This is a genomic window from Erwinia sp. PPS120, from assembly GCF_047918655.1.
Classification (GTDB): domain Bacteria; phylum Pseudomonadota; class Gammaproteobacteria; order Enterobacterales; family Enterobacteriaceae; genus Erwinia; species Erwinia tasmaniensis_A.
In genome coordinates, this window is sequence record NZ_JBLREF010000006.1 from 29,411 (window position 1) to 49,946 (window position 20,536).

The 20,536-nt window shown below is 54.9% G+C and carries 18 protein-coding genes and 1 pseudogene; 8 read left to right on the forward strand and 11 right to left on the reverse strand.

Annotated features, from left to right (window positions below; all coding sequences use genetic code 11):
* Nucleotides 1–51: 51 nt before the first annotated feature.
* A complete protein-coding gene (locus ACLRGG_RS03205) occupies nucleotides 52–303 on the forward strand; it encodes a LuxR C-terminal-related transcriptional regulator (RefSeq protein ID WP_416248394.1) in 252 nt (83 codons plus the stop codon).
* A gap of 352 nt (nucleotides 304–655) precedes the next feature.
* Here the strand turns inward: ACLRGG_RS03205 and ACLRGG_RS03210 are convergent, their stop codons facing one another.
* From ACLRGG_RS03210 to ACLRGG_RS03230, 5 genes are all read right to left on the reverse strand, one after another.
* Nucleotides 656–1,522: a patatin-like phospholipase family protein gene (locus ACLRGG_RS03210; protein ID WP_416248395.1), complete on the reverse strand. Its 867-nt coding sequence runs from the start codon at nucleotides 1,520–1,522 to the stop codon at nucleotides 656–658.
* A gap of 207 nt (nucleotides 1,523–1,729) precedes the next feature.
* Nucleotides 1,730–3,046, reverse strand: a complete 1,317-nt coding sequence (locus ACLRGG_RS03215) for an MFS transporter (RefSeq protein ID WP_416248396.1) — start codon at nucleotides 3,044–3,046, stop codon at nucleotides 1,730–1,732.
* Nucleotides 3,047–3,218: 172 nt separating this feature from the next.
* A complete protein-coding gene (locus ACLRGG_RS03220; RefSeq protein ID WP_416248397.1) occupies nucleotides 3,219–4,142 on the reverse strand; it encodes a dihydrodipicolinate synthase family protein in 924 nt (307 codons plus the stop codon).
* A 47-nt stretch (nucleotides 4,143–4,189) separates the two neighbouring features.
* Complete coding sequence (gene rbsK, locus ACLRGG_RS03225) at nucleotides 4,190–5,401, reverse strand: ribokinase (RefSeq protein ID WP_416248398.1); 1,212 nt, start codon at nucleotides 5,399–5,401, stop codon at nucleotides 4,190–4,192.
* 311 nt (nucleotides 5,402–5,712) lie between these two features.
* Nucleotides 5,713–6,609, reverse strand: coding sequence for an alpha/beta fold hydrolase (locus ACLRGG_RS03230; protein ID WP_416248399.1), 897 nt, complete (start codon nucleotides 6,607–6,609; stop codon nucleotides 5,713–5,715).
* Nucleotides 6,610–7,037: 428 nt separating this feature from the next.
* Between ACLRGG_RS03230 and ACLRGG_RS03235 the strand changes: the two genes are divergently transcribed.
* Nucleotides 7,038–7,334 carry a hypothetical protein gene (locus ACLRGG_RS03235; protein WP_416248400.1) on the forward strand — a complete coding sequence of 99 codons (297 nt, stop codon included), beginning with the start codon at nucleotides 7,038–7,040 and terminating at the stop codon, nucleotides 7,332–7,334.
* Here ACLRGG_RS03235 and ACLRGG_RS03240 read toward each other — a convergent pair.
* The 4 genes from ACLRGG_RS03240 to ACLRGG_RS03255 form a co-directional block, all read right to left on the reverse strand.
* Nucleotides 7,299–8,897, reverse strand: coding sequence for a methyl-accepting chemotaxis protein (locus ACLRGG_RS03240; protein ID WP_416248401.1), 1,599 nt, complete (start codon nucleotides 8,895–8,897; stop codon nucleotides 7,299–7,301). The two genes, ACLRGG_RS03235 and ACLRGG_RS03240, sit on opposite strands and share 36 nt — an antisense overlap.
* A gap of 539 nt (nucleotides 8,898–9,436) precedes the next feature.
* Nucleotides 9,437–10,879 carry an efflux transporter outer membrane subunit gene (locus tag ACLRGG_RS03245; protein WP_416248402.1) on the reverse strand — a complete coding sequence of 481 codons (1,443 nt, stop codon included), beginning with the start codon at nucleotides 10,877–10,879 and terminating at the stop codon, nucleotides 9,437–9,439.
* On the reverse strand, nucleotides 10,876–12,015 hold the full coding sequence (locus ACLRGG_RS03250) for an HlyD family secretion protein (protein ID WP_416248403.1): 1,140 nt from the start codon (nucleotides 12,013–12,015) through the stop codon (nucleotides 10,876–10,878). Before ACLRGG_RS03250 ends, ACLRGG_RS03245 begins: the two co-directional genes overlap by 4 nt.
* Nucleotides 12,008–13,681 carry an efflux MFS transporter permease gene (locus ACLRGG_RS03255; protein ID WP_416248404.1) on the reverse strand — a complete coding sequence of 558 codons (1,674 nt, stop codon included), beginning with the start codon at nucleotides 13,679–13,681 and terminating at the stop codon, nucleotides 12,008–12,010. Before ACLRGG_RS03255 ends, ACLRGG_RS03250 begins: the two co-directional genes overlap by 8 nt.
* Before the next feature lie 133 nt (nucleotides 13,682–13,814).
* Here ACLRGG_RS03255 and ACLRGG_RS03260 point away from each other — a divergent pair, with 133 nt between their 5' ends.
* The 3 genes from ACLRGG_RS03260 to ACLRGG_RS03270 all read left to right on the forward strand — a co-directional run bounded on the left by ACLRGG_RS03260 (nucleotide 13,815) and on the right by ACLRGG_RS03270 (nucleotide 15,009).
* On the forward strand, nucleotides 13,815–14,321 hold the full coding sequence (locus ACLRGG_RS03260; RefSeq protein WP_416248405.1) for a MarR family winged helix-turn-helix transcriptional regulator: 507 nt from the start codon (nucleotides 13,815–13,817) through the stop codon (nucleotides 14,319–14,321).
* A gap of 207 nt (nucleotides 14,322–14,528) precedes the next feature.
* Nucleotides 14,529–14,762 carry a YgdI/YgdR family lipoprotein gene (locus tag ACLRGG_RS03265; RefSeq protein ID WP_067706384.1) on the forward strand — a complete coding sequence of 78 codons (234 nt, stop codon included), beginning with the start codon at nucleotides 14,529–14,531 and terminating at the stop codon, nucleotides 14,760–14,762.
* A gap of 16 nt (nucleotides 14,763–14,778) precedes the next feature.
* Nucleotides 14,779–15,009: a YgdI/YgdR family lipoprotein gene (locus tag ACLRGG_RS03270; RefSeq protein WP_345830695.1), complete on the forward strand. Its 231-nt coding sequence runs from the start codon at nucleotides 14,779–14,781 to the stop codon at nucleotides 15,007–15,009.
* Nucleotides 15,010–15,091: 82 nt separating this feature from the next.
* Here the strand turns inward: ACLRGG_RS03270 and ACLRGG_RS03275 are convergent, their stop codons facing one another.
* On the reverse strand, nucleotides 15,092–16,306 hold the full coding sequence (locus ACLRGG_RS03275) for a diguanylate phosphodiesterase (RefSeq protein ID WP_416248406.1): 1,215 nt from the start codon (nucleotides 16,304–16,306) through the stop codon (nucleotides 15,092–15,094).
* 401 nt (nucleotides 16,307–16,707) lie between these two features.
* On the opposite strand from ACLRGG_RS03275, the pseudogene ACLRGG_RS21405 reads away from it, so the two are divergent.
* The 3 genes and pseudogenes from ACLRGG_RS21405 to ACLRGG_RS03285 all read left to right on the forward strand — a co-directional run.
* A pseudogene (locus ACLRGG_RS21405) lies at nucleotides 16,708–17,466 on the forward strand (MCP four helix bundle domain-containing protein); the annotation flags it as partial.
* A gap of 60 nt (nucleotides 17,467–17,526) precedes the next feature.
* Nucleotides 17,527–18,243, forward strand: coding sequence for a methyl-accepting chemotaxis protein (locus ACLRGG_RS21410; RefSeq protein ID WP_503827125.1), 717 nt, complete (start codon nucleotides 17,527–17,529; stop codon nucleotides 18,241–18,243).
* Nucleotides 18,244–18,388: 145 nt separating this feature from the next.
* The gene (locus tag ACLRGG_RS03285; protein ID WP_416248408.1) at nucleotides 18,389–18,922 is read left to right on the forward strand and encodes a VOC family protein; all 534 of its coding nucleotides are present in this window, start codon (nucleotides 18,389–18,391) and stop codon (nucleotides 18,920–18,922) included.
* A 49-nt stretch (nucleotides 18,923–18,971) separates the two neighbouring features.
* Here ACLRGG_RS03285 and ACLRGG_RS03290 read toward each other — a convergent pair whose 3' ends face one another.
* The gene (locus tag ACLRGG_RS03290) at nucleotides 18,972–20,522 is read right to left on the reverse strand and encodes a methyl-accepting chemotaxis protein (RefSeq protein ID WP_416248409.1); all 1,551 of its coding nucleotides are present in this window, start codon (nucleotides 20,520–20,522) and stop codon (nucleotides 18,972–18,974) included.
* Between the last annotated feature and the right edge of the window lie 14 nt (nucleotides 20,523–20,536).

The following is a 20,536-nucleotide window of genomic DNA, read 5'->3' on the forward strand; positions in this document are numbered from 1 at the left end:
CTGGGCTTGCCGTTAGCGTATACGCACACTCTGAACAGATAGAAATTCATAATGCACGAAGCCTCGAGAAGAAATAATCAACGCGCAAAGTCTTTCCAGGTAAGAGACTTACATTCCTTTCATTCATTGGAGACATGGATTGCCTATTACCTCCATGTGGGTACAGCAAGTTCTGATATAGTACATACCTTAAAAATCGACAGAAAAACGCTGAGTTTTTATAAAAGAAGCCTGATGAGTAAAGTTGGGGCGAAAAATAATAATGAGTTAGCCTGTTGGCTAAGAACCCTGAAAACGCGTTAACCTTATTTTCAAAATGGCGTTACAGGTGACGCCAGGGTGAAAGGAAGAAAACCGGATGCATCACTGCGCAAGCTGAGGCGGCAAGAAAGGAACCACGCCATATCTGCATTGTGCGTGGCGTAAAGGGAGGTAATACTATAAAGCGCTATTCCAGTTATTATTCGGTTTCCTCTTTACAAGTCCTCACAGGGTGCTGCGTTCTTACACGATTTATTTTTAAGCGCTATCTTTAAACACAAAAAAACAGCTTCATAAAAAAGCCTTAATAAGAAGAAGATCATCCTTCTTATAAGGCTATATAATTCGTTACACTTCGCGGGCATATTCCAGCAGGTACGGAAAATACAAAATATTAATCTGCCAGGCTGGCGGCGATAGCACGACCCTGCGCACGTCCGGCCATTGCAGCAGGAAGGCGAGTTTCGGGCGACAGCGGATTCTTGCCGATCGCCTCGCGAGAAACCTCGTCAGGTTCAATAATGGTAACGGCGGCTCCGCCCTGGCGCAGCGCCTCAGTCTGACGCGCCAGGCTTGCACTGCCGGGTAGCGTCATCCCCTGCGTCCCCAGCGGAGACAAAATCAAAACCTTAGCGTAGCCCGCCGCCAGATAAGCGTTATCCGACGAGTGAATGCCGCCGTCCATATAACGTTGACCGTTTATGCTCACCGGGGGCCACATGCCCGGCACCGCACAGCTTGCTGCAACGGCATCGACCAGGCTGACGCCGGAATCTTTATCGAAAATCTGCGGCTCGCCGGTCGCAATATTCACCGCAACGATCCTGAGCTGGCGGTCGGGCCAGTGATGCGAGGGCAGCCGGTCGGCAATGACCGCACGGCGCTGCGCCTCGTCCACGGTTGTGCTATTGGCCGCCAGTTCGCCAATGCGCCGCGTCCTTTCAACCGCATCGGTAAGCCTGAACAACACCGGCATCGCGTTGCCGAGCAGCTCAAACAGATGCGGCTTCGGCACCAGCTCTGCAACCTGCCTCTCCGGTAAAGTCTGCCGCTGGAAGAGATCGTCCAGATCGCAGCCGCATGCAATCTGTGCGGCAACGGTCGATCCTGCCGATGTGCCGATCAACACGTTAGCTGTGTGCCCGGGTTCAACCCCTTCGTCCCGCAGACCAAGAAGCAGCCCGGTCATCCAGGCTATACCTGCCACGCCCCCGCCACCTAATACAACTGCTCTGCCCTCACCCGATCCGCTATGACTCATTACCTGCTCCTCGTAACTGAAATTTTATCTGTACTGCCCGCGTCACAATGGTGCCTGTAACAGGCATAAATGACAGAAAGGTTACCCTGCCTGGACGATTCGGGTTGGTCCTTTACGTCTGTACCTGTTGCCGGACACAGTTTATTTATGATAGCGCCCGGTATTTAAACCGAACGCTATTTATTGTTGCAGATTGAGGATTAGCGATCAGGACTGGAGGCGGCGGCGGACAAACAGCCCGTAGCTGAGTGCGCCAATAAAAAGCAGGATGGCACCGAGTAAAAATACGTTGGTGAATTTACCGGTCATATCCAGGATCACGCCGGTGACAATCGGTGCCATCGCCGCGCCAAGGAACCCGCCAAAGTTCTGAATAGCGCCCAGCGATGCCACCTGCTCCTTCGGCGCGATATCACTCGCCAGCGTCCAGAGCGCGCCCTGCGGCATTTGCGAGAAAAAGTAGCCCAGCGCCAGCAGCGTAATCGCCAGCGGCGTACTGTGCACAAAGGGGATAGGCGCAACGAAGCAGGCTGCCAGTGCCGCTCCCAATACTATCGGGATCTTGCGCGACGTAATGGATGCCACGCCGCGACGCACCAGACGATCGGAGAGGATGCCGCCCACCAGCACCCCGAGGATCCCGGCAAAAAACGGGATAGAGGCAATCCAGCCGGTGGCTTGCAGGCTGAAGCCGAGCGATTTCTCCAGATAGCTCGGCAGCCAGGTCAGATAGACCCAGATGGTGAACATAATGGAGAAGTTGCCAATGACCATCGCCCAGGTAGCGGGATAGCGAAACAGTGCGCCCCAGCGGGTGCGAACCTGCTCTTCCGGCTGCGCCACGCTGCGTTGCCCGGCGTGCAGCAGGGCATCTTCCCGTGCATCGGGATCGCGATAAAATTTCCACCAGGCCAGCAGCAGCGGTAGCCCCATCAGTCCAATCGCCACGAACATGCCGCGCCAGCCCAGGGTAAGCAGCAGTACGGTCAGAATGGGCGGCGCAATGGCGTTGGCAATTTGCGAACCGGTATTGATAATCGCCGTCGGCAGGCCACGCTCGCGGTCGCCAAACCAGCGATGGGTAATTTTGATGCCGGAGGTAAAAAACGGCGATTCTGAAATGCCCAGCATCATACGCAGGCCATAGAAGAAACTGTAACTGTTGACGAAGGACGCCAGCACGGTAAAGCTGGACCACAGGCAGAGCGCCCAGGCGAACATGCGCTTTGGCCCATATCTGTCGACCAGCCAGCCAGCCGGGAGATTAGCCAGCGCATAGGGCCACAAAAAGGCCGACAGCAGCAGGCCCATTTCGGTCTGCGAGAAGCCGAACTCGGCGGCGATGGTGGTATTGGCAATACTAAGGTTAGCGCGATCGAGATAGTTTACGATCGCCGCCAGCAGCAGAATCAACACAATGCCCCAGCGTAAACGGCTGATAGCGGGCATCTGCGTCATCGCCGGGGCTGATGCGCTGGCAGCACTGGATGTACTGATAACAGTGGTGCTGTCTCCTTTCATCATGCATCTCCCTGTCGAAATGGACAAAGAAGTGCGCGGGTGTTATTTGGATCAAAAGCGAGTCTTTCTCTCGCCCGGTTATTGCGGTCGCAAAGAGTCATGATTGTTCCCCGTATCGTTATTATTGGCGGGCAGCAGGATCAGAGGGATGGCCTTGCGCCATCCCGTACGCGGATTATTGCGCGATTTTCTTTTGCCACAGCGCGGTACCCTGCTGGATCTGCTCCAGCAGCACGCCAAGTCCCCAGAATTTTTCCAGTACGTCGTCTTTATTTACCCGGCAGAATTCGCTGTCGAAGGTGCCGAGACGCTGATGCCAGATTTTGGCATTTTTCGGGTAGCCCAGGGTTTCCGTCACCGCGCTGAGCGAGAGGAACAGCGACAGCTCGTGGGCTTTTTCCGGCTGGCTGGCACCCTGGTGATAGAGCCAGTGATAAAGTTCAGGATGGAAGTTGGTGAAAACGCCGCTGAATCCTTTCGATCCCGCCTGAATGGCAGGCCAGGCAATGGCCGCATTGGCATTGATCACCGCCAGCGGCGTACCTTCCGCCATCGCCACGCGGCGCGTTACCGTTTCCAGATCGCAGCTGACGTCTTTCAGCACCACAAAGCGACCACTTTCGGCACAGAAACGGAACTCCTCATCACTCAGTAACCGACGGTAAGGGGCCGGGCACTCATACAGCCCCAGCGGCAGATCGGTGGGCAGGGTGTCCAACAGAGTATTGATGGTCTGATAAAAAACCTCGCTGCCCTGATTTTGCGGATCAAGGTGGTTGGTCACCAGTACCAGGGCATCTATCCCGGTACGGGACATCGCCAGCAGCTCCTCTTTTTGCCGGGCGATATCATCACTGATATGGCCGGAAGCGATAACCGGCACCCGTCCCCTCACCTGTGCGACGACAAACTGCGCCAGCGCAACCCGCTCGGCCAGCGAGAGCGCCTGCATTTCACTCGACTGGCACACGGCAAATAGCGCATCCACGCCCTGGGTCAGGTACCACTCAATCAGTTTTGTCATCCCCGGGTAGTCAATCTGGTTATCCGGGGTAAACGGCGTCAACATCACCGGCACAATGCCTTCAATTTTTTTCACTATTTTCTCCTGCCAGCAGCGTATGCCGCTGTGATAAATGCCTGGTTTCAGCGTTGATTAAGACGGGCGGCGACCTGCTCCCGATCTGGCATATTAGAAGCACCTTCCCGCTCCACGGCCAGCGACGCGAAAGCTGAAGCTCGAGTGGCGGCCTGGGTGATGCTCTCCCCCGCCGCCAGCGCTGCGGCGAAAGCCCCGTTAAAGGCATCGCCTGCGCCGGTGGTATCCACGCTCACCGCCGGGAAAGCGGGAATATGCTGGAACTGCTGATCCTCGCAGATCAGTGCGCCGCGCGATCCCATGGTGATGATCACGCGCTTAGCACCGAGGCGCACGATAGCCAGCGCCGCTTCCCTGGCGCTGTCGACATCCACCACTTCGACGCCGGAGAGCAGCGATGCCTCGGTTTCGTTCGGGGTTATCACGTCAATATATTCCAGGCAGGCCAGCACATCGTTCGAAAAAGGGGCCGGATTCATAATCACCCGTACGCCGAGGGTATGAGCCAGCTTGATCGCGTTAAGCGTGGCGGAGAAGTTGTTCTCCAGCTGGACCAGCAGCACATCGGACTGTGACAGTTCGGGTGTCATTTCGGCGATCTCACCCTCCGTCAGGGTTTTATTCGCTCCCGAATAGATGGCAATCATGTTTTCGCCATTTTCCTGCGAGACGTAAATAATGGCGCTGCCGGTGGGTTCATCAGCGGTCTGATACAGCTTAAAGGAGTGAATATCCGACGCGGAAAGGTGGTCAAAAGCAAACTGGCTGAACTGGTCCGTACCCACTTTGGAAACAAAATGCACGCGAGCACCGGCCCGGCTGGCCGCCATGGCCTGATTCGCCCCTTTGCCGCCAGGCCCGAGCGTGCTGCCTGATGCCAGCAGTGATTCCCCACCTTTCGGAAAACGCGCCACACGGGCCACGATATCCACGTTAAACGATCCTAAAATACACACCTTGCCGCGCATCTTTTTTCCTCTGGGTTGTACGGGTCGCTGCTGCCGACGCCCTTCCAGGCGCTGGAGCAGCACTTCAAAATCGCCGCCCGTTTCACTGATTAAACGCGCCTGCATGTTACGTCGGATAATAATTGCGCCGCCGTGACAGCGCTGGATCAGCCCCTGACGGGCCAGCGTATTTAAATCCGTGCGGATGGTTTCTTTTGTCACCCCCAGCGCGCTGGCCAGGCCGTTCACCGTGACGCGCTCCTGCTCATCGAGCCACGCCAGAATTTGATTTCGTCTTTCTTCAGTAAACATGGCCACCTCTGCGTGTACAAAAGAATATGAGACTCTGGTTAAGGGGAACGTGACTGAACTCCCAGTGGAAAGGTTAAAACAAAAGCAAACAAAAATACCCCGTCCCGTGGGTGCCGGTGGGCAACCCAAGCGTGTGCCGGTTGGTTATGCTGGCTGTGAAATCTGCGGTGCCGGTGGATAATCCCCGCGTTTGCCGGGCGTCCTCACGCCAGACAACAATCGCATGCAGCATCGCTGAACCTATAGTGAACCGGGTCTCTGTACCCAACGAGGAGACTTTCAGCTAAGACGCTTTCGGTAACGACGCCAGGCTATGGAGTAAAAAAAGTTTTTATCTCAGCGGCAGCGGCAACCGGCTGCTCCTCCTGAATAAAGTGACCACAGCGGTTAATGGTTTTCCCTGCTACATTGGCGAAAAAAGGGCTAAGCGGCACGCTCATATCGGGAATCGAACCCTGATCGGCGCTCAACGCCAGTAGTGGAACGGTCAGCTTCCCACCTGCGGCCAGCGCCTTATTCTGCTCTGCGGAATGAGCCGCTGAACGATAGAAAGCCAGCCCGGCGCGCAGGGCACCCGGCAGGGTGAAAATACGCTCGTACTCATCAAGATCCTCTTCGCTAAAACTGAAGGGACTGGCCGTTTTTCTACGCAGAAACCAGTCGAGATAGACCCGCTCCTTTCCCGCAATAAGCGCTTCGGGTAAGTCAGGCAGCATATGGAAGGAAAAATGCCACGTTTTCCATGAACGATCCGGGGCTGCGGGCAGCATTTCTGGCAGAGTAATACCCGGAATCCCGGCATCCATCAGTACCAGCCCGGAAAGTTCATTCTGATACATTGCCGCATAAGGGAATGCCACCCACGCGCCAACATCATGCGCGACCAGACCATAATGCGTGATGCCTCTCTGCGAAAGCAGCCCGTGTACATAACGGGCTACCGTCTCAGTATCGTAGCCGTCAGTCGGCTTATCTGAATCGCCCTGGCCCGGTAAATCAATGGCAATCAGGCGAAATTTCTCAGCCAGCAACGGCATGACTTTGCGCCAGGAATACCAGCTCTCAGGATACCCCGCCAGCAGCACCAGCGTGTCGCCTTGTGGATTGCCGCACTCCACGAAGTGAAGACGTACGCCGCGTACCGTTTCAAAGTGATGCTGAAAACCTGACAGCCGCGTTAATTCTGTAGTGAATGCATGATCTACCATGTGATCCTCCGGGTTATTTAATGGCCTTTCAAGCCTTCGCTCTGATGCCGACCAATATGGAAGTAATCGCTTCCAAATTAACGCTTATTATGGAAATGATCATTTCCATATGCAACGTCAAATACGGGTAAAACAAATAAATTTAATACTCCCTTTATTTTCAATAAATTAAGAAGTCATTGAGGCCACCTTCAGCCCTGACTCTCATCACATAACCGGGTAGTCACCGGTGGCAGGCGAGCAAAACACCCGATATCTGCCCACCTCTCTTCTTTGCATCGTCCTGGCTTCGAATAATTCGGTTCCGGCAGGAACGGGGGCCTACCGCAGGTTTAAAAGCGGACAGATTTATTTAAAAATCATACAAACAGGAAAATGGAGGTGCCTTAAAGCAACTAAGAAGCCAGAGAGGGGGAGCATCCCTGCGGTTGACGGGCACTCCACAGCGCTGCGGCACAGATGAAGGGCCAGGTGAGGGCAGCAGGGATGCTGCACTCAGGGAGCGGCGGGCAGGACGCCCGCTCGCGACCGGGCCGTCCGGCCTGGAGTCGGAGCCAAAGGCACCACGCGAAGCGTGGCGTGAGGACGCCCGGCAAGCGCAGGGATGCTCCCCCGCCACCGCTACCGCTACCGCTACCGTCACCGCCACCGTCACAGCCATCGCTGATACGGCAATCAACGCCCTGAAACTACCGGGACATCCTGCCGTTCGCCCGCGCGGCTAAAGCATCAGCCGGAAGTTTGAAAATGGAAACAATACCGGTTAAATGCCGGGCCTGCTCCTCCAGCAGCGTTGAGGTTGCCGATGACTCCTCGACCAGTGCGGCATTCTGCTGGGTAACCGCATCCATCTGCGAAATCGCCGTGCCCACCTGGGCAATACCTTTACTCTGCTCACTGGATGCCAGAGCAATCTCCCCCATAATCGCGGTCACGCTGGTCACGGACTTAAGAATATTGTCCATTGAATCACTGGTCAGCGAAACCTGCCGGTAGCCATTATCGACGTTAGCAACGGACTCATCTATCAAGGCTTTAATCTCCCTGGCCGAGGCCGCGCTACGCTGTGCGAGATTGCGCACTTCACTTGCGACCACCGCAAAACCACGCCCCTGCTCACCCGCTCTCGCGGCCTCTACCGCCGCATTCAGCGCCAGAATATTGGTCTGAAAAGCGATACTGTCAATCACGCTAATGATGTCCGAAATTTTACGCGAACTGCCGGTAATGCTCTGCATACTGCCGATCACCGTCTGCACCACTTCGCTTCCGTCATTAGCGGCCGAGGAGGTCGTCTGCGCCAGCACGCTGGCTTTTGCTGCGTTATCAGCATTTTGACGAACGGCGGCGCTCAGCTCTTCCATACTCGCCGCCGTTTGCGTCAGTGCAGCGGCCTGCTCCTCGGTTCGTGAGGAGAGATCGATATTTCCGGCGGCAATTTCACTGCTGCCCTGATGGATCTCCTCTGCGCTACGGCGGATCTGTGACACCGTCTTCACCCAGTTTGCCTGCATAATATCCAGCAATGGAAGCAGCTGCCCCACCTCATTATTTCCCAGAGTGACGGTATCCTTATCCAGATGCCCTTCGGAAAGCACCTGAAGATGCTGCTTCACCCAGTTAAGAGGACGTGCCATAAACAGCGTCAGATAGCGCTCAGTCAACAGCAGGATCAGCACACCACCAACCATCGCCATAATAATGATCAGCTTCGCCAGCGACACCCACTGACTGATACGATCGTTGGCGGTCGCTTTCAGGTCGTTAATTTCCTGATTGTAGGCGGTGATAGCGCGAGTAAAATCAATACGCTGTGAAAAATATTGCTGCTCAACCCGATCGGTATAAGCCTGCTTATTATTGGCTTTGACCGCCTCAAACATCGGCACAATCGCCTGGGTAAACAGGGTCAGCGAACTGGTATAAATCTTGTCAATTGATCCACTGCTGATATTGGCATGATTCGTTACCTTAAACTTATCCAGCCCGCCCTGCAGAAAAGTGATATGCCCGTTAATCTGGTCCAGCATCTTTTGATAGTGCTGCGCATCACCTGTTGCCTTATCGACCATTGCCCGATCCATCGCCAGCTTAATTTGGTAATAAGTGTCGCTGGCGCCATTGATAATGTCGCTGTTCATCTGCTGAACATTGGTCAGGTCCACTTCTTCTCTGAGTGCGTTTAATGCATGCAGGGAGAAGAATGACACGCCTCCCCAAAGCGCAGTAAAAACGATCAACACCGCGAGCATCATCACTTTAACTTTAATGTTGCGTAAATATTTCATGTAACCCCGTAAAAGTGAATTCTGTTTAATTATGATGAATATCAAAAGGATACTTAAATACCCTATATATTATCTGGTTAATTAACTGATGACTTTTTTAAGATGCGGCGCATCCGTCCGTCTTATTATCGGCAGCGGGCGGTTTTTATTGATGATGAAATACAGGATAAATAAATGAGACGATATAAACGGCCGATATTTACACGGTTTTTTTATTTACATTCTGAAATGAAGCGTAAATATAACGTTATTATTTTTAGCGAACTTCGATAAGACAAGTTAATAAATCGTTTAAGGCTGGGTTAGCTGTTCATTTTAAATCTGCCTGTTTAATATTGAAACATCACCAGCTTTACTAAAGATTAATTTACGCTCAGTAATTTAAATTAGCATTTTAATGCAACAAGCCGTTCTGGAATAATTTATCGGGCGGGAAAAGAGGTGTACCCAGGAGTGTAACGGGTGCCGCCACGTCGCCGGGCAGACCGTTGGCCGCATGGATGCACGGTAAGCCCGGACAGGCTTACCGCTTGTGACCTCTAAGGCCGTAAATCTGCCAGGCTGTGCTCCGCCCGCGTCTGGTGCTGGCCATTACCGTTCGCCTGGCTTATGTTCCCGCCCAGCGCGCGATAAAGCGTCACATAGCTCACCAGATAATCCTGTAGCAGAGAAATATTATCCAGCTGGCTGCTATACAAACTCCGCTGGGCATCCAGCACCGTCAGATAGGATGCATAGCCATTCTGATAACGGTCCTGCGCTACGCTGAGCGAGCGGGTTAACGTGGCGACCCGCATATCGCTGTGCGCGCGCTGCGCCTGCAAGTAATGCTGTGCGGCATAGCCATCCTCGACCTCGTCCAGCGCCTGCAACAGCGTGGCGCGGTAGCTCCAGGCTGCGCGATCGCGCTGGGCCACCGCCACATCATAGCGGGCCTGCAAACGTCCGGCGGTAAACAGCGGGGCCAGCACGCTGCCGCCATAGCTCCAGATACGCACCGGATCGTAATTCAGTCCGCTGGTATACACCTCGCCGATGGAGGCACTCAAATTAAGCTGGGGCAGGAAATCGGCACGCCGCGCGCGAAGCGTCTCATCAGAGGCCACCAGATTTTTTTCGGCTCCCACAATATCCGGACGCCGACGAAGCAGCTCTGACGGCACAATTCCCGGCAGCGCCGGAACGGCAAGATGCTGCAAACTCCCCTTACGGATGCTGCCAGGCACCCGCCCCGTCAACACGCTCAGCGCATTCTCCTGCTGGCGAAGGGCCTGCTGTAGACGCGGAACAGACTGTAAGACGGACTGATACTCGGACTCCGCCTGCGTCAGCTCCAGCGCAGAAGCATAGCCTCCATCGACCTGAGAACGAATGAGATCCAGCGCCTTACGGCGGGATACCACCGTGTCCTCGGTAAGTTTTAGCTGCTGATCCATGCCCAGCAGACCAATATAAGACTCTGCCGTGGCCGACGCGACGGAGAGCATCGCCCCCTTCTGCGCGGCTTCACTCGCTTCCAGCTGCGCCCGGGCGGCACGATTTTCCGCACGCGTTTTGCCCCATAAATCAACCTCCCACGACAGCTCAGCCTGGGGCTGCCATGAGCGACTTTCCCCAGGGCCAAGCACCGTCAGGCTGCGTGCCGACTGACCGCTGGCGGCAAGATCAACCGAGGGAAAAAAGCCTGAACGCGCCTGGCTAAGGGAGGCCCGTGCCTCTCTTACCCGGGTTGCAGCCACCGCAAGATCGGCATTATTTTGCAGCGCCTCCGTCACCAGCGTTGTCAGCTGAGGATCGTTGAAGGCGGTCCACCAGGCGGGCGATCCCGGGGCCGTCATATAAAACGCCGGATTGTCTCGCCAGGCGGCGGGCAAATTGACCTTTGCGTCAGAGGGCGGCGCCTGATAAGCGGGAATACACCCGCTTAACAGCGCCGCAGTAGCCAGCAGCAGGGCACGAAAAAGGTGGGCAGGCTGACTCATTTCTCACGCTCTCCTGGCTGCTGCTGGGTATCCACGCTGGTTTCGACTGACATTCCCGGACGCAGATGGACAAACAGGGGCTGTCCCTTATCGACCAGGATCTTAACCGGTAGCCGCTGCACCACTTTAGTAAAGTTGCCGCTCGCATTATCCGCGCGCAGCAGGCTGAACTCAGAACCGGTCGCCGGTGAGAAGTCGCTAATATGCCCTGAGAGCGTCGCACCGCCCAGCGCGTCCACGCTAAAGGTCACCCGCATTCCCTTCTGCATATTATGAATTTGTGTCTCCTTAAAGTTCGCCACCACCCAGATATCATCAGGCACCAGATACATCAGCTGTGACCCGGCGGTAACATACTGTCCCTGACGTACGCTCGCCTCGCCCAGCGTGCCATTACGCGGTGCGACAATAACGGTATTAGAGAGATCGATGTCTGCCTGGCGCAGCCGCGCCTGGGCAATCTCAACCTGTGCAGCCAGCCCCTCCTGCGCGACCTGCGTCGACTTCTCAGTCTCTACCGCAATGCTGAGATCGGCCTCGGCCTTAGCAACGTTAGCCCGGGCAAGCCGCGCCTGTGCCACGGCCTGGTCCCGCTCACGCGTCGATACGGAACCATTTTCGGCCAGGCGACGCACGCGCTTTTCATCCAGCAGCGAACGCTGGTTTTCAGCTTTCACCGCTTCTAAATCTGCCCGCCTTGCGCCAATGGTCGCCCTGTTTTGCGCCAGGGTCTGATGGGATTTGGCCAGCTCTGCCCGCGCATTTTTTAACTGACCTGCCGCTTCATCGCGTTTCGTCAGATAGTTTCGCGGATCGATGCGTACCAGCGGCTGTCCCGCCTTTACCGTTTCATAATCCTTTACCAGCACCCCGGTCACATAACCGCTGACCTGCGGCGCCAGAACGGTCATTTTGCCGCGCACATAGCTGTTATCCGTGCGCATCAGGCCACTATTAAAAGGCCAGATACGCCAGGCAGAGAGGATAAGCAGCACGCCCGCAAGCGCCACAAACGCCATAATAATCAGCGTCCGCCGCTGCGGTTTAATGATTTTAGGTGGCGTGGCGGGTTCCGCGCTGACGTCTTCGCGCGCTGGCGATGCTTTGCGCGGCGCTTCATGATGGCTATCAGGCATCAGTTTTTTCCTTATCGGGTTCATAACGGGAGGAGGTGGAGGCGTTTTTTTTCTGCCGGGCAAGCCGCAGCACGTGAAAAAGGGACCAGCCGAGGAAGCCCATTGCCATCGTGCCGGTCAGGACAAAAATATCGTTAAACGCCCGGATGCTCGCTTCCTGACTCACAACCTGTGAAAGCTGCGCGCCGCCCTGTGCATTTCGCAACTGCGGATCGGTCAGGGTGCCCGCGTAGCTGTTACTGTAAAGGGTGGTGCGTCCGGTCACCTGTGGCCGCGTCGGCTGCAAATCCTCAAGCAGCTGAGTGGTGTAAGCCTGCTGACGATAAACCTTCATCGTTCCCAGCAGTGCTGGTCCGGCCAGGCCGCCGAAGTTTTGCGAAACCGAAAACAGGACGGCAAAAGAGACAATCCAGGCCGGGCCATTTTTCAGTGCGCTCATTACTCCCATGAGCATCATCGGTCCCAGAAAGATGCCGGATGCCATGGCGATCAGAAACTGGCTGAACAGCATATTGACTGGACGCGTCAGGTTGGTGGAGAGATGGTCGAGCGAACTGCCGATAATAATCAGCACCACCGCCAGCAAAATTTGCAGCACCATGGTCTTGGGGTTAAACAGTGCGGCGCTGCCGATAATGCCGACCAGCAGTCCGGCCAGAATAGCGACATAGAGGATCTGTAGCTGATCCTGAACCATGCCAAAGCTGCGCAGCATCCCGACCGCGCCGTAGGTCTGCTCCGACAGCAGAAAACGCATAGTGAATGCGCCAAACGCAAAGCGCAGCGTGGAGACGGAAAGCAGCCAGCGCGTCTGGATAAGCGGCGCCCGGCGATAATGCTCAATCACCCCGCCGCCTAGAATAAGCACCCAGCCCGCCGCCAGCGCGAGGCCGATCCAGCGGGCATTAAACCACCACTGATTGACGCCCTGTATCAGCACGGCACAAAACAGGGCCAGCCCTGAACCAATCAGCAGAAAGGTGATAAAGTCCGTTTTTTCAAAGGTTTTGATCAGAATGCCCGGTGGCAATTTGAGTGAAACGACGGCGGCCAGCGAACAGATTGCCAGGCCGGCTTCAAACTGGTAGAGCACATGCCACTGCCCAACGTCGCTCAGCGCAGGTGACAGGATCCATGCCAGCGGCGTAGCCAGCTGGGAGATACCCAGCCCAAGAATAAGGCCATTCACCATACGCGCCTTGCCAACGGCCTGTAACATATAGAAAATGGCGAGAGAACTGACCGATGCGCCAGCGAATCCGCTGGCGGCACGTACCATCATCCCCATGGCAAAGCTGTCCACAAACAGATGCAGTAAGGTAAATACGGCATAGAGGGTCAGACCGATCTCGGCAAACAGGCGCATGCCATACTGCTGACGGAACTTAAACACCAGCAGGTTTGCCGAGACGTTGACCATCAGATAGGCGGCGGTCAGCCAGCTCCCTTCAACGGGAGTCAGACCCAGTGAACCCTGTATGGCAGGCAGATTGGCACTGACAAGGGCCGTTCCCAGCCCACCGGTTAATCCAATCAGTAAGGCCACCAGTCCGTACGCAATGCGGATGGGGAACGAGTGAGAGGGCGTTGAAGGCGATCCGGGCATCGACGGTTTTTCATCATCCGTCCAGTCGGGTAACGGTTTTAACAGCTGAGGTTCTGACATGGTGATTTACTGCATCCTAAAATGAGCCAATAGTGGGGTTAATAAGCCGGGGTACACCACCATGTGGAACGCCCTCTCACGTTAAGATTGTAAGCATAGCTTATAATCATTATCAAAAACTATAGGAACTATTTTGAATTCCCAGAATTTTATGTTTTTACTGGGTGATATCCGCCGCAACCTGCTTAAGCTGGGTGAAACACTCTTTCATCATGAGCATCTGACCATTGCACAGGCGCGCGTGCTCTTTCACCTGGAGAGAAATGAAGGCATTAAACAGGCCGAGCTGGCAGATATCCTTGATGTTGCCCCCATCACGCTTGCGCGCGTACTGAACGATCTGGAGGCGCTGGCGCTGATTGAGCGACGTAAAAGCCGCCTGGATCGCCGTATCCTGAATCTCTTCCTCACCCCTACCTCACGTCAGGAGCTGGAAAAATTCGACGCGGATATGCGAGGGCTGCTTGAGGTCACCTGCCGGGGTATTTCAGCGCAGGAGATTGCGCAGGTAACCGATATTCTGGAGAAGATGGACGCTAACATTATTAGCTTCCTTAAAGCGAAACAGGACGCCAAAGCCGACCCGAAAAGGATGCCGCCAGTCGGTGCGGTTGAAACGCCGCAGACCGATAGCGAATAACGTCCGGAGCGCGATGAGTGCGCGTAAATTCTGGTCCTGTCCGGGCAGCGTCCAACAAGGAAGGAGGTTCTGTCCGTTATTCCCCTTTTGCAGTGGGTGCTAAATCTGCGGGATGACAGGGTGACAGAGAGGAAAAAATTAAAATATCGTCTACGCTTAATACCTTACAGTTATCTTTTTCACTGTGCTTAATGTTGGGATGAACATATGAATGTAAAATTACTCTCTGTAGCAACGCTGACTGCGTTATCACTGCTTTTTGTTGCCGGGTGTTCTTCAAACCAGGCAATTAAGACCACCGATGGCAGAACTATCGTGACCGATGGTAAGCCGCAGGTGGATAGCGATACCGGACTGGTTTCCTATAAGGATGCCCAGACGGGTAAGACCGAGCAGATTAACCGTAATCAGGTTAAAAACATGAGTGAATTAAATAACTAATAAGCAGGAGCAACACATGAAAAAAATGATCTATTTGCCTGTTGCCGCGCTGGTTTGTATTGCCGCGCTCTCCGGTTGTACGCGTAGCAGTTATGCTATTCACACCAATGACGGCCGCACGTTAGTCAGCGATGGCAAGCCTGCGGAAGATAGCAAAACGGGCCTGATCCAATATACCGATGCTAACGGTAAGCACCAGCAGATCAACAAAAGCGAAGTGAAGGAAATGAGCGAATTTCCTAAGTAAGCTTCCGCCCGTAAAAAGAGCCTCTCCGGAGGCTCTTTTTATTTGTCACCCCGTACGCAGACGCCGGGTCCCGGCCATAAGGCTAAGATTCTCGCCGGTAAGGCCAGGCGACAGGTGCGATGCCGCCAAGCTTAGGCCGGGCAAAAAGATACCCCTGAAAACGCTGAATGCCTGCCGCTTCCAGCCAGCGCCACTCTTCAATCTTCTCTACCCCTTCGGCCACGATGCCAATTTCCATCGCCGAACAGCAGGTGATAATCGCCTGAACGATAGCCTGTTTCGGTCCGTCATGATGAATATCGGTAATCAGACTGCGGTCAATTTTTAGCTTGTCGGGCTGGAAACGGGACAGCAGTGATAATCCCGCAAACCCTGCGCCAAAGTCATCAATGGCCAGGCTAATCCCCGAGCAGCGCAGCTGACGCATCGCCCGCTCAAACTCGTCAAACCTGGATATCACCTCATCTTCGGTCACTTCCACGATAACCTGATCCGGGATCAGCCCATTGCGGGCAATCTGATCGAGTAGGATATCAACCGCATCCGGCACCACCACCAGCGACATAGGCAGCAGGTTGAGTGAAATTTTATTACGCCCGATGCCCATTTTTTTTGCCTGCTTCAGCGCCCAGTATTTTGACTGGAGATCGGCTTCATACAGCTTTTCAGGGGGAAGCGAAGCAAAATAGTCCTGTGCCGGGCCGCCTGAGGGGCTGCGGATCAGCGCCTCCAGCGAGCTTATCGTTCGCTTCAGCGGCTCCACGATGGGCTGAAAAGCAAACTGACAGGGAGCGGAGTCTGAGGGCGTGTCGTCGGCCGTCTGAAAACGCGCCTCTGATACCAGATGCCATTGACGCGCATCATCATTTGCCGGACGGTCATCTCTGCCGCCGCCGGTGACAAAGGTTTCAATAAACTTTAACACCCTGTCGTCGTAACTGAGCTGATATTTCGAGGTTCCATGTTGTAATACCGTCTGCATCACCGTTTCCTGCGCATGGTCACGCAAATCTAAAAGCTCCATACCCAGATTACCGAAGCGGCGCGCAGAAGCATAATCGCGCATCAGCTGGACGATATGATAATGCCGGGGATCCTCGCAAATATGTTCAAAGAGAGTATTCACGGCACTGAGAGGGCCTTCAAGGATCTGGAGGAAATAATCACCGTCAAACAGAAGAATGCCCGTTATCTCCAGAGAGGCATTATTGACTCGTGCTTTATCAGCAAGCTGATAAAGTCCCGGCAGCGTGACGCCTGGACTCAGGCGACTTCGGTAAATCAACGTCGACAGCATTATGAACAGTTCCTTTCACATCAGCGCACGTTTGTTCGCCCATCCCAGGAGGAACAAACGTGTTTCAGCGGTCTTGCCCCTTGTTAACGGGGAAAGGCTCTTATTTCAACGGCCCTCACTCTTAATTCACAGGCCAGGTATAGCAGTAAGCGGCGCTTTTCTCCGGCTTTGTGTCCGATCGGGTAAGGTGACAGTTACATGGGGTTACCTATTTTACCGACTATTAAGTCGCGCACAATATAATTTACCGCTATATATTGCCGATAACCAGTCTGACCGATCGATCCGCCTCAGGCGGAGGGGTCATCTGTAAGGCCTGCAAACCCCGCCTGTTTCACCTTAAACGCAGGGGCGGAAAGCATTAACATTTTTCTTTTTTCGCCTGCACCATGGAAACTTTTATGACTATTACACAGCGTCTTTCACTCGCCTTTGGCTGTCTGCTAGCCGCGATAATGATTTTATCCGGCTACGCCCTGTATGATCTGTCAGCCTCACAGGCACGCTTTACTTACGTTGAGCATAACAACGTTCAGAGCATAATTGATATCAACAAAATTGTTAGCCAGGCTGGCGCGCTCCGCCTGCAGTTAAACCGCCATATGCTGGGTAATAACGATGCGCAGTGGTCGACGTCAGAAAGCAGTATCGCCACGCTGCTACCCAGGATGAAAGCGTTGATCGCTGCCTACCGCCAGAATAACCTCAAAGACCAGCATGACGGCGAGCTGGCTTTGCACACCGCAGAGGATCTGGCCACGGTGGAGCGGATGCTGCCCGATTTTTATGCCTACTCACGCCATGATAACAATGTCCAGGCGCTGGCCCGCTTTGACAGTCCGGACGGTATGGCACAGGCCATTGGCCGGGTCGTAAAGGATCTTCAGGAGCAGATCGCCTGGAACGTTCAGCTGGGCGACCGCCTGAAGCAGGAAGGCGACAAAGCGTACAGCCACTCTTTACGCATGATGCTGGCGCTGGTGTTAACCAGTATTTTGCTGCCCGGTATTTTTGGCTTCGTCACCATGTTCAGGATCCGCCAGGGGCTTCATCTGATGAAAAACACCCTGGCCGAAATCAGTGACTCGCTCGACCTGAGCCGCACCCTGCCCGTTAAAGGGCGCGATGAGCTGGCCCAGGCCGCAACGGCATTCAATTCCCTGACCGGGCGCTTTCGTTCAGTGCTGGCGACGGTTATCTCCTCAGCCGAGTCGGTAAATGTGGCCTCGCGTGAAATCGCGGCCGGAAATATTGACCTCTCTTCGCGTACCGAGGAACAGGCCGCCTCGTTAACGCAAACCACCGTCAGCATGCAGAGCATGACCGAAGCGGTGAAGCAGACCACAGAAGGCATGCTTCGCGTCAGCCAGCTCGCCGGCCAGGCCGGACAGCAGGTTCAAAACAGCGATATCACCGTTAAAACCATGCTCTCCACCATGGAGGAGATCAGTCAGGGTTCCACGCGAATTTCCGACATTACCAGCGTGATTGAGGGCATTGCCTTTCAGACCAACATCCTCGCGCTTAACGCCGCCGTCGAGGCCGCACGAGCCGGTGAGCAGGGCCGTGGCTTTGCGGTGGTGGCCAGTGAGGTACGAACGCTGGCTCAGCGATCGTCCACCTCAGCCAAAGAGATTAAGGCGCTGATCGAAAGTTCGGCCCAGCTGATTGCGCGCGGCGCAGACCAGGCTACGCAGGTCAATGAGCGCATGGAGAAGGTCAGACACTCTGTCGGGGAAGTGAATGACCTGACGAAGGAGATTTCCACCCTGAGCCAGGAGCAAAGCATGGGGATCTCTCAGATCAACGTTGCGCTGTCCCAGATGGATGAAGTCACCCAGCAAAATGCTGCCTTAGTTGAAGAAGCTTCCGCTGCGGCCCAGTCACTTGAGGAGCAGGCGGAAAACCTTGGCAAGGCGGTCGCGGTGTTTAGCTAACGCAGCGGGTCGCTCAGCCTTTTACCGGGCCGCATCACGCCGTGGCAAGCGGGCAGCGATTTTGTGACGAGACATGAACAGGCCCCACGACACTATTCATTCTTATCTATGCTTGGTAAACATTCGTTAACTACCGGGAAAGATTATGATTGTCAGAGGAATTGAGCATATTGGCCTTACCGTTTCAGACCTGCCCGCCGCCGAGCAATTTTTCATTAACGCGCTGGGCGCCAGCGTGTTATACCGTATCGTGCCGCCAGGCCAGCCTGACAAGCAGGTAGAGGGTAAAGATATGACGCCGCTGAACGGCTTTCCGCCGCAGATGAAGGTGGTGGGTCTGGTGATGATGCGGCTTGGCAATGGTTGCAATGTCGAACTGTTTCAGATCGATCCCGGCGTCGATAATAAGGCCGCCAATATCAGTCAGGCGGGCGTTAACCACTTCTCAATCTACGTGGATGATATCAACCAGGCCGGAGAAGCGCTGCGGCGTCACGGCGCGGAGATGTTTGACGGCCCCAATCCCTGCTTTGCGCAGGAAGAGGGTGAAGGCAATCAGACCTGGTTCTGCCACACGCCCTTTGGCGTGCTGATAGAGTTGATCACCCTGCCCTCTTCTCTGCACTACGATAAAGAGGCCACGGACGTGCGCTGGCTGCCCGACAGCACCGCGCCGTAAAAATGCGCGGCACCGCCCTCCACATCCGGGGGCGGCACCGCTTTCTGCCTTAGCTAAAGACCTTAACCGCATTCACCAGACGTCTGGCCTGGACTTTCATCCCCGATGCTCCCCGCATACTCTCCTCTGCCAGAGCGGTGTTCTGTCGGGTGTTCTGATCCAGCGCTTCCACCGCCCGCGCCACCTGGCTCAGACCGGCGCCCTGCTCATGTGTTGCCAGACTGATTTCATTCAGCAGATCTTTTACGTTCTGCACCTTATCCACCATTTGGGTGATCGCTTCGCCTGCATCGCTGACCTGCCGCGTGCCGGTCTGAATATTTTGTGTGCTGGCCTCAATTAGCTGACGTATCTCCTGCGCGGCCGTTGCACTTCGATTCGCCAGGTTACGCACCTCGCTGGCGACCACGGCGAAGCCTCTGCCCTGCTCACCGGCGCGCGCCGCTTCGACCGCTGCATTAAGCGCCAGAATATTGGTCTGAAAGGCAATACTGTCAATAAGCGCAATCATCGTCGAAATCTGGGTTGAGCTGCCCGCTATCTTATTCATGGTGTCGACCACGCTGAGCATGGATTCCCGCCCTTTAAACGCGGCATCACTGACGGTCACGGAGAAACTGTTTGCCTTGTCGGTACTGGCGGCATTGTTCTCCACCGCACGGGTGATCTGCTCCATTGCGGCAGCGGTCTGCTGCACGCTGTCGGCAGTGTGTTCGGTGCGCATGGCTATTTTTTCACTGTCCGTCGCCAGCCGATCGCTGGCGTGGTGCACGTCAGTCACCTGCTCCTGCACATCATTAACCAGCCAGCGAAACATCAGCCCCAGCTGACCGACGGCACGAAGCGTCATGCCTATTTCGTCAACGCGGTCAATCGGATCGACCTGCGTCTCTGCGCCTGTCGCCACATTCAGCGCAACGCTGCTCACTTTTTCCAGCGGATGCACTATCTGCCATTCAAGCCATGCGCTGACGCCGATACCGACCAGCAGGGAAGAGCCGGCAGCGAAGGCCAGCGCCTGACCATGCAGGCCGGTCATCAGGTAACTTAACAGGGTAAACAGCCAGAAAAGGCCGGTACTGCTGCGGATACGCCAGCGCAGCGGCATCACTTTCAGCGCCGAAAAGCCTTTTGCTATTCCCGTCTTCAGCAGCAAGCCTTTATACAGCCGATGGTGCTGCAATTTCCCTTCACGCATTCTGGCGTAAAGCCGCTCCGCCGCGTCAATTTCCGCTGCTGCGGGCTTGATGCGCACCGACATATAGCCGGTGATGGTGTTATTTCTGATAATGGGCACGACATTGGCGCGCACCCAATAGTAGTCGCCATTTTTCCTGCGGTTTTTAACCAGCCCTGTCCAGGGCAGGCCCTGCTTTATGGTAAACCACATATCCTTAAATGCGGCTTTGGGCATATCCGGATGGCGCACCATATTATGTGGCTGACCTTCAATTTCATTTTGCTCATAGCCGCTCACCTCGACAAAACTTTTGTTGGCATAGGTGATGTTTCCGTGAGGATCCGTGGTGGTCATCAGCGTGGTGTTATTATCAAGAACATATTCCGTAGTCGTACAGTGTAGCGATGTATGCGAACTCATAGGACGGCTCTCTG

What these genes read in the sequence shown, in the direction of transcription:
- ACLRGG_RS03265 (WP_067706384.1), top strand. Translation starts at nt 14,529, where the DNA reads ATGAATGTAAAATTACTCTCTGTAGCAACGCTGACTGCGTTATCACTG.
- ACLRGG_RS03205 (WP_416248394.1), top strand. Translation starts at nt 52, where the DNA reads ATGCACGAAGCCTCGAGAAGAAATAATCAACGCGCAAAGTCTTTCCAG.
- ACLRGG_RS03250 (WP_416248403.1), bottom strand. Translation starts at nt 12,015, where the DNA reads ATGCCTGATAGCCATCATGAAGCGCCGCGCAAAGCATCGCCAGCGCGC.
- ACLRGG_RS03245 (WP_416248402.1), bottom strand. Translation starts at nt 10,879, where the DNA reads ATGAGTCAGCCTGCCCACCTTTTTCGTGCCCTGCTGCTGGCTACTGCG.
- rbsK (WP_416248398.1), bottom strand. Translation starts at nt 5,401, where the DNA reads ATGTTTACTGAAGAAAGACGAAATCAAATTCTGGCGTGGCTCGATGAG.
- ACLRGG_RS03255 (WP_416248404.1), bottom strand. Translation starts at nt 13,681, where the DNA reads ATGTCAGAACCTCAGCTGTTAAAACCGTTACCCGACTGGACGGATGAT.
- ACLRGG_RS03290 (WP_416248409.1), bottom strand. Translation starts at nt 20,522, where the DNA reads ATGAGTTCGCATACATCGCTACACTGTACGACTACGGAATATGTTCTT.
- ACLRGG_RS03240 (WP_416248401.1), bottom strand. Translation starts at nt 8,897, where the DNA reads ATGAAATATTTACGCAACATTAAAGTTAAAGTGATGATGCTCGCGGTG.
- ACLRGG_RS03270 (WP_345830695.1), top strand. Translation starts at nt 14,779, where the DNA reads ATGAAAAAAATGATCTATTTGCCTGTTGCCGCGCTGGTTTGTATTGCC.
- ACLRGG_RS03215 (WP_416248396.1), bottom strand. Translation starts at nt 3,046, where the DNA reads ATGATGAAAGGAGACAGCACCACTGTTATCAGTACATCCAGTGCTGCC.
- ACLRGG_RS03230 (WP_416248399.1), bottom strand. Translation starts at nt 6,609, where the DNA reads ATGGTAGATCATGCATTCACTACAGAATTAACGCGGCTGTCAGGTTTT.
- ACLRGG_RS03275 (WP_416248406.1), bottom strand. Translation starts at nt 16,306, where the DNA reads ATGCTGTCGACGTTGATTTACCGAAGTCGCCTGAGTCCAGGCGTCACG.
- ACLRGG_RS03285 (WP_416248408.1), top strand. Translation starts at nt 18,389, where the DNA reads ATGATTGTCAGAGGAATTGAGCATATTGGCCTTACCGTTTCAGACCTG.
- ACLRGG_RS03210 (WP_416248395.1), bottom strand. Translation starts at nt 1,522, where the DNA reads ATGAGTCATAGCGGATCGGGTGAGGGCAGAGCAGTTGTATTAGGTGGC.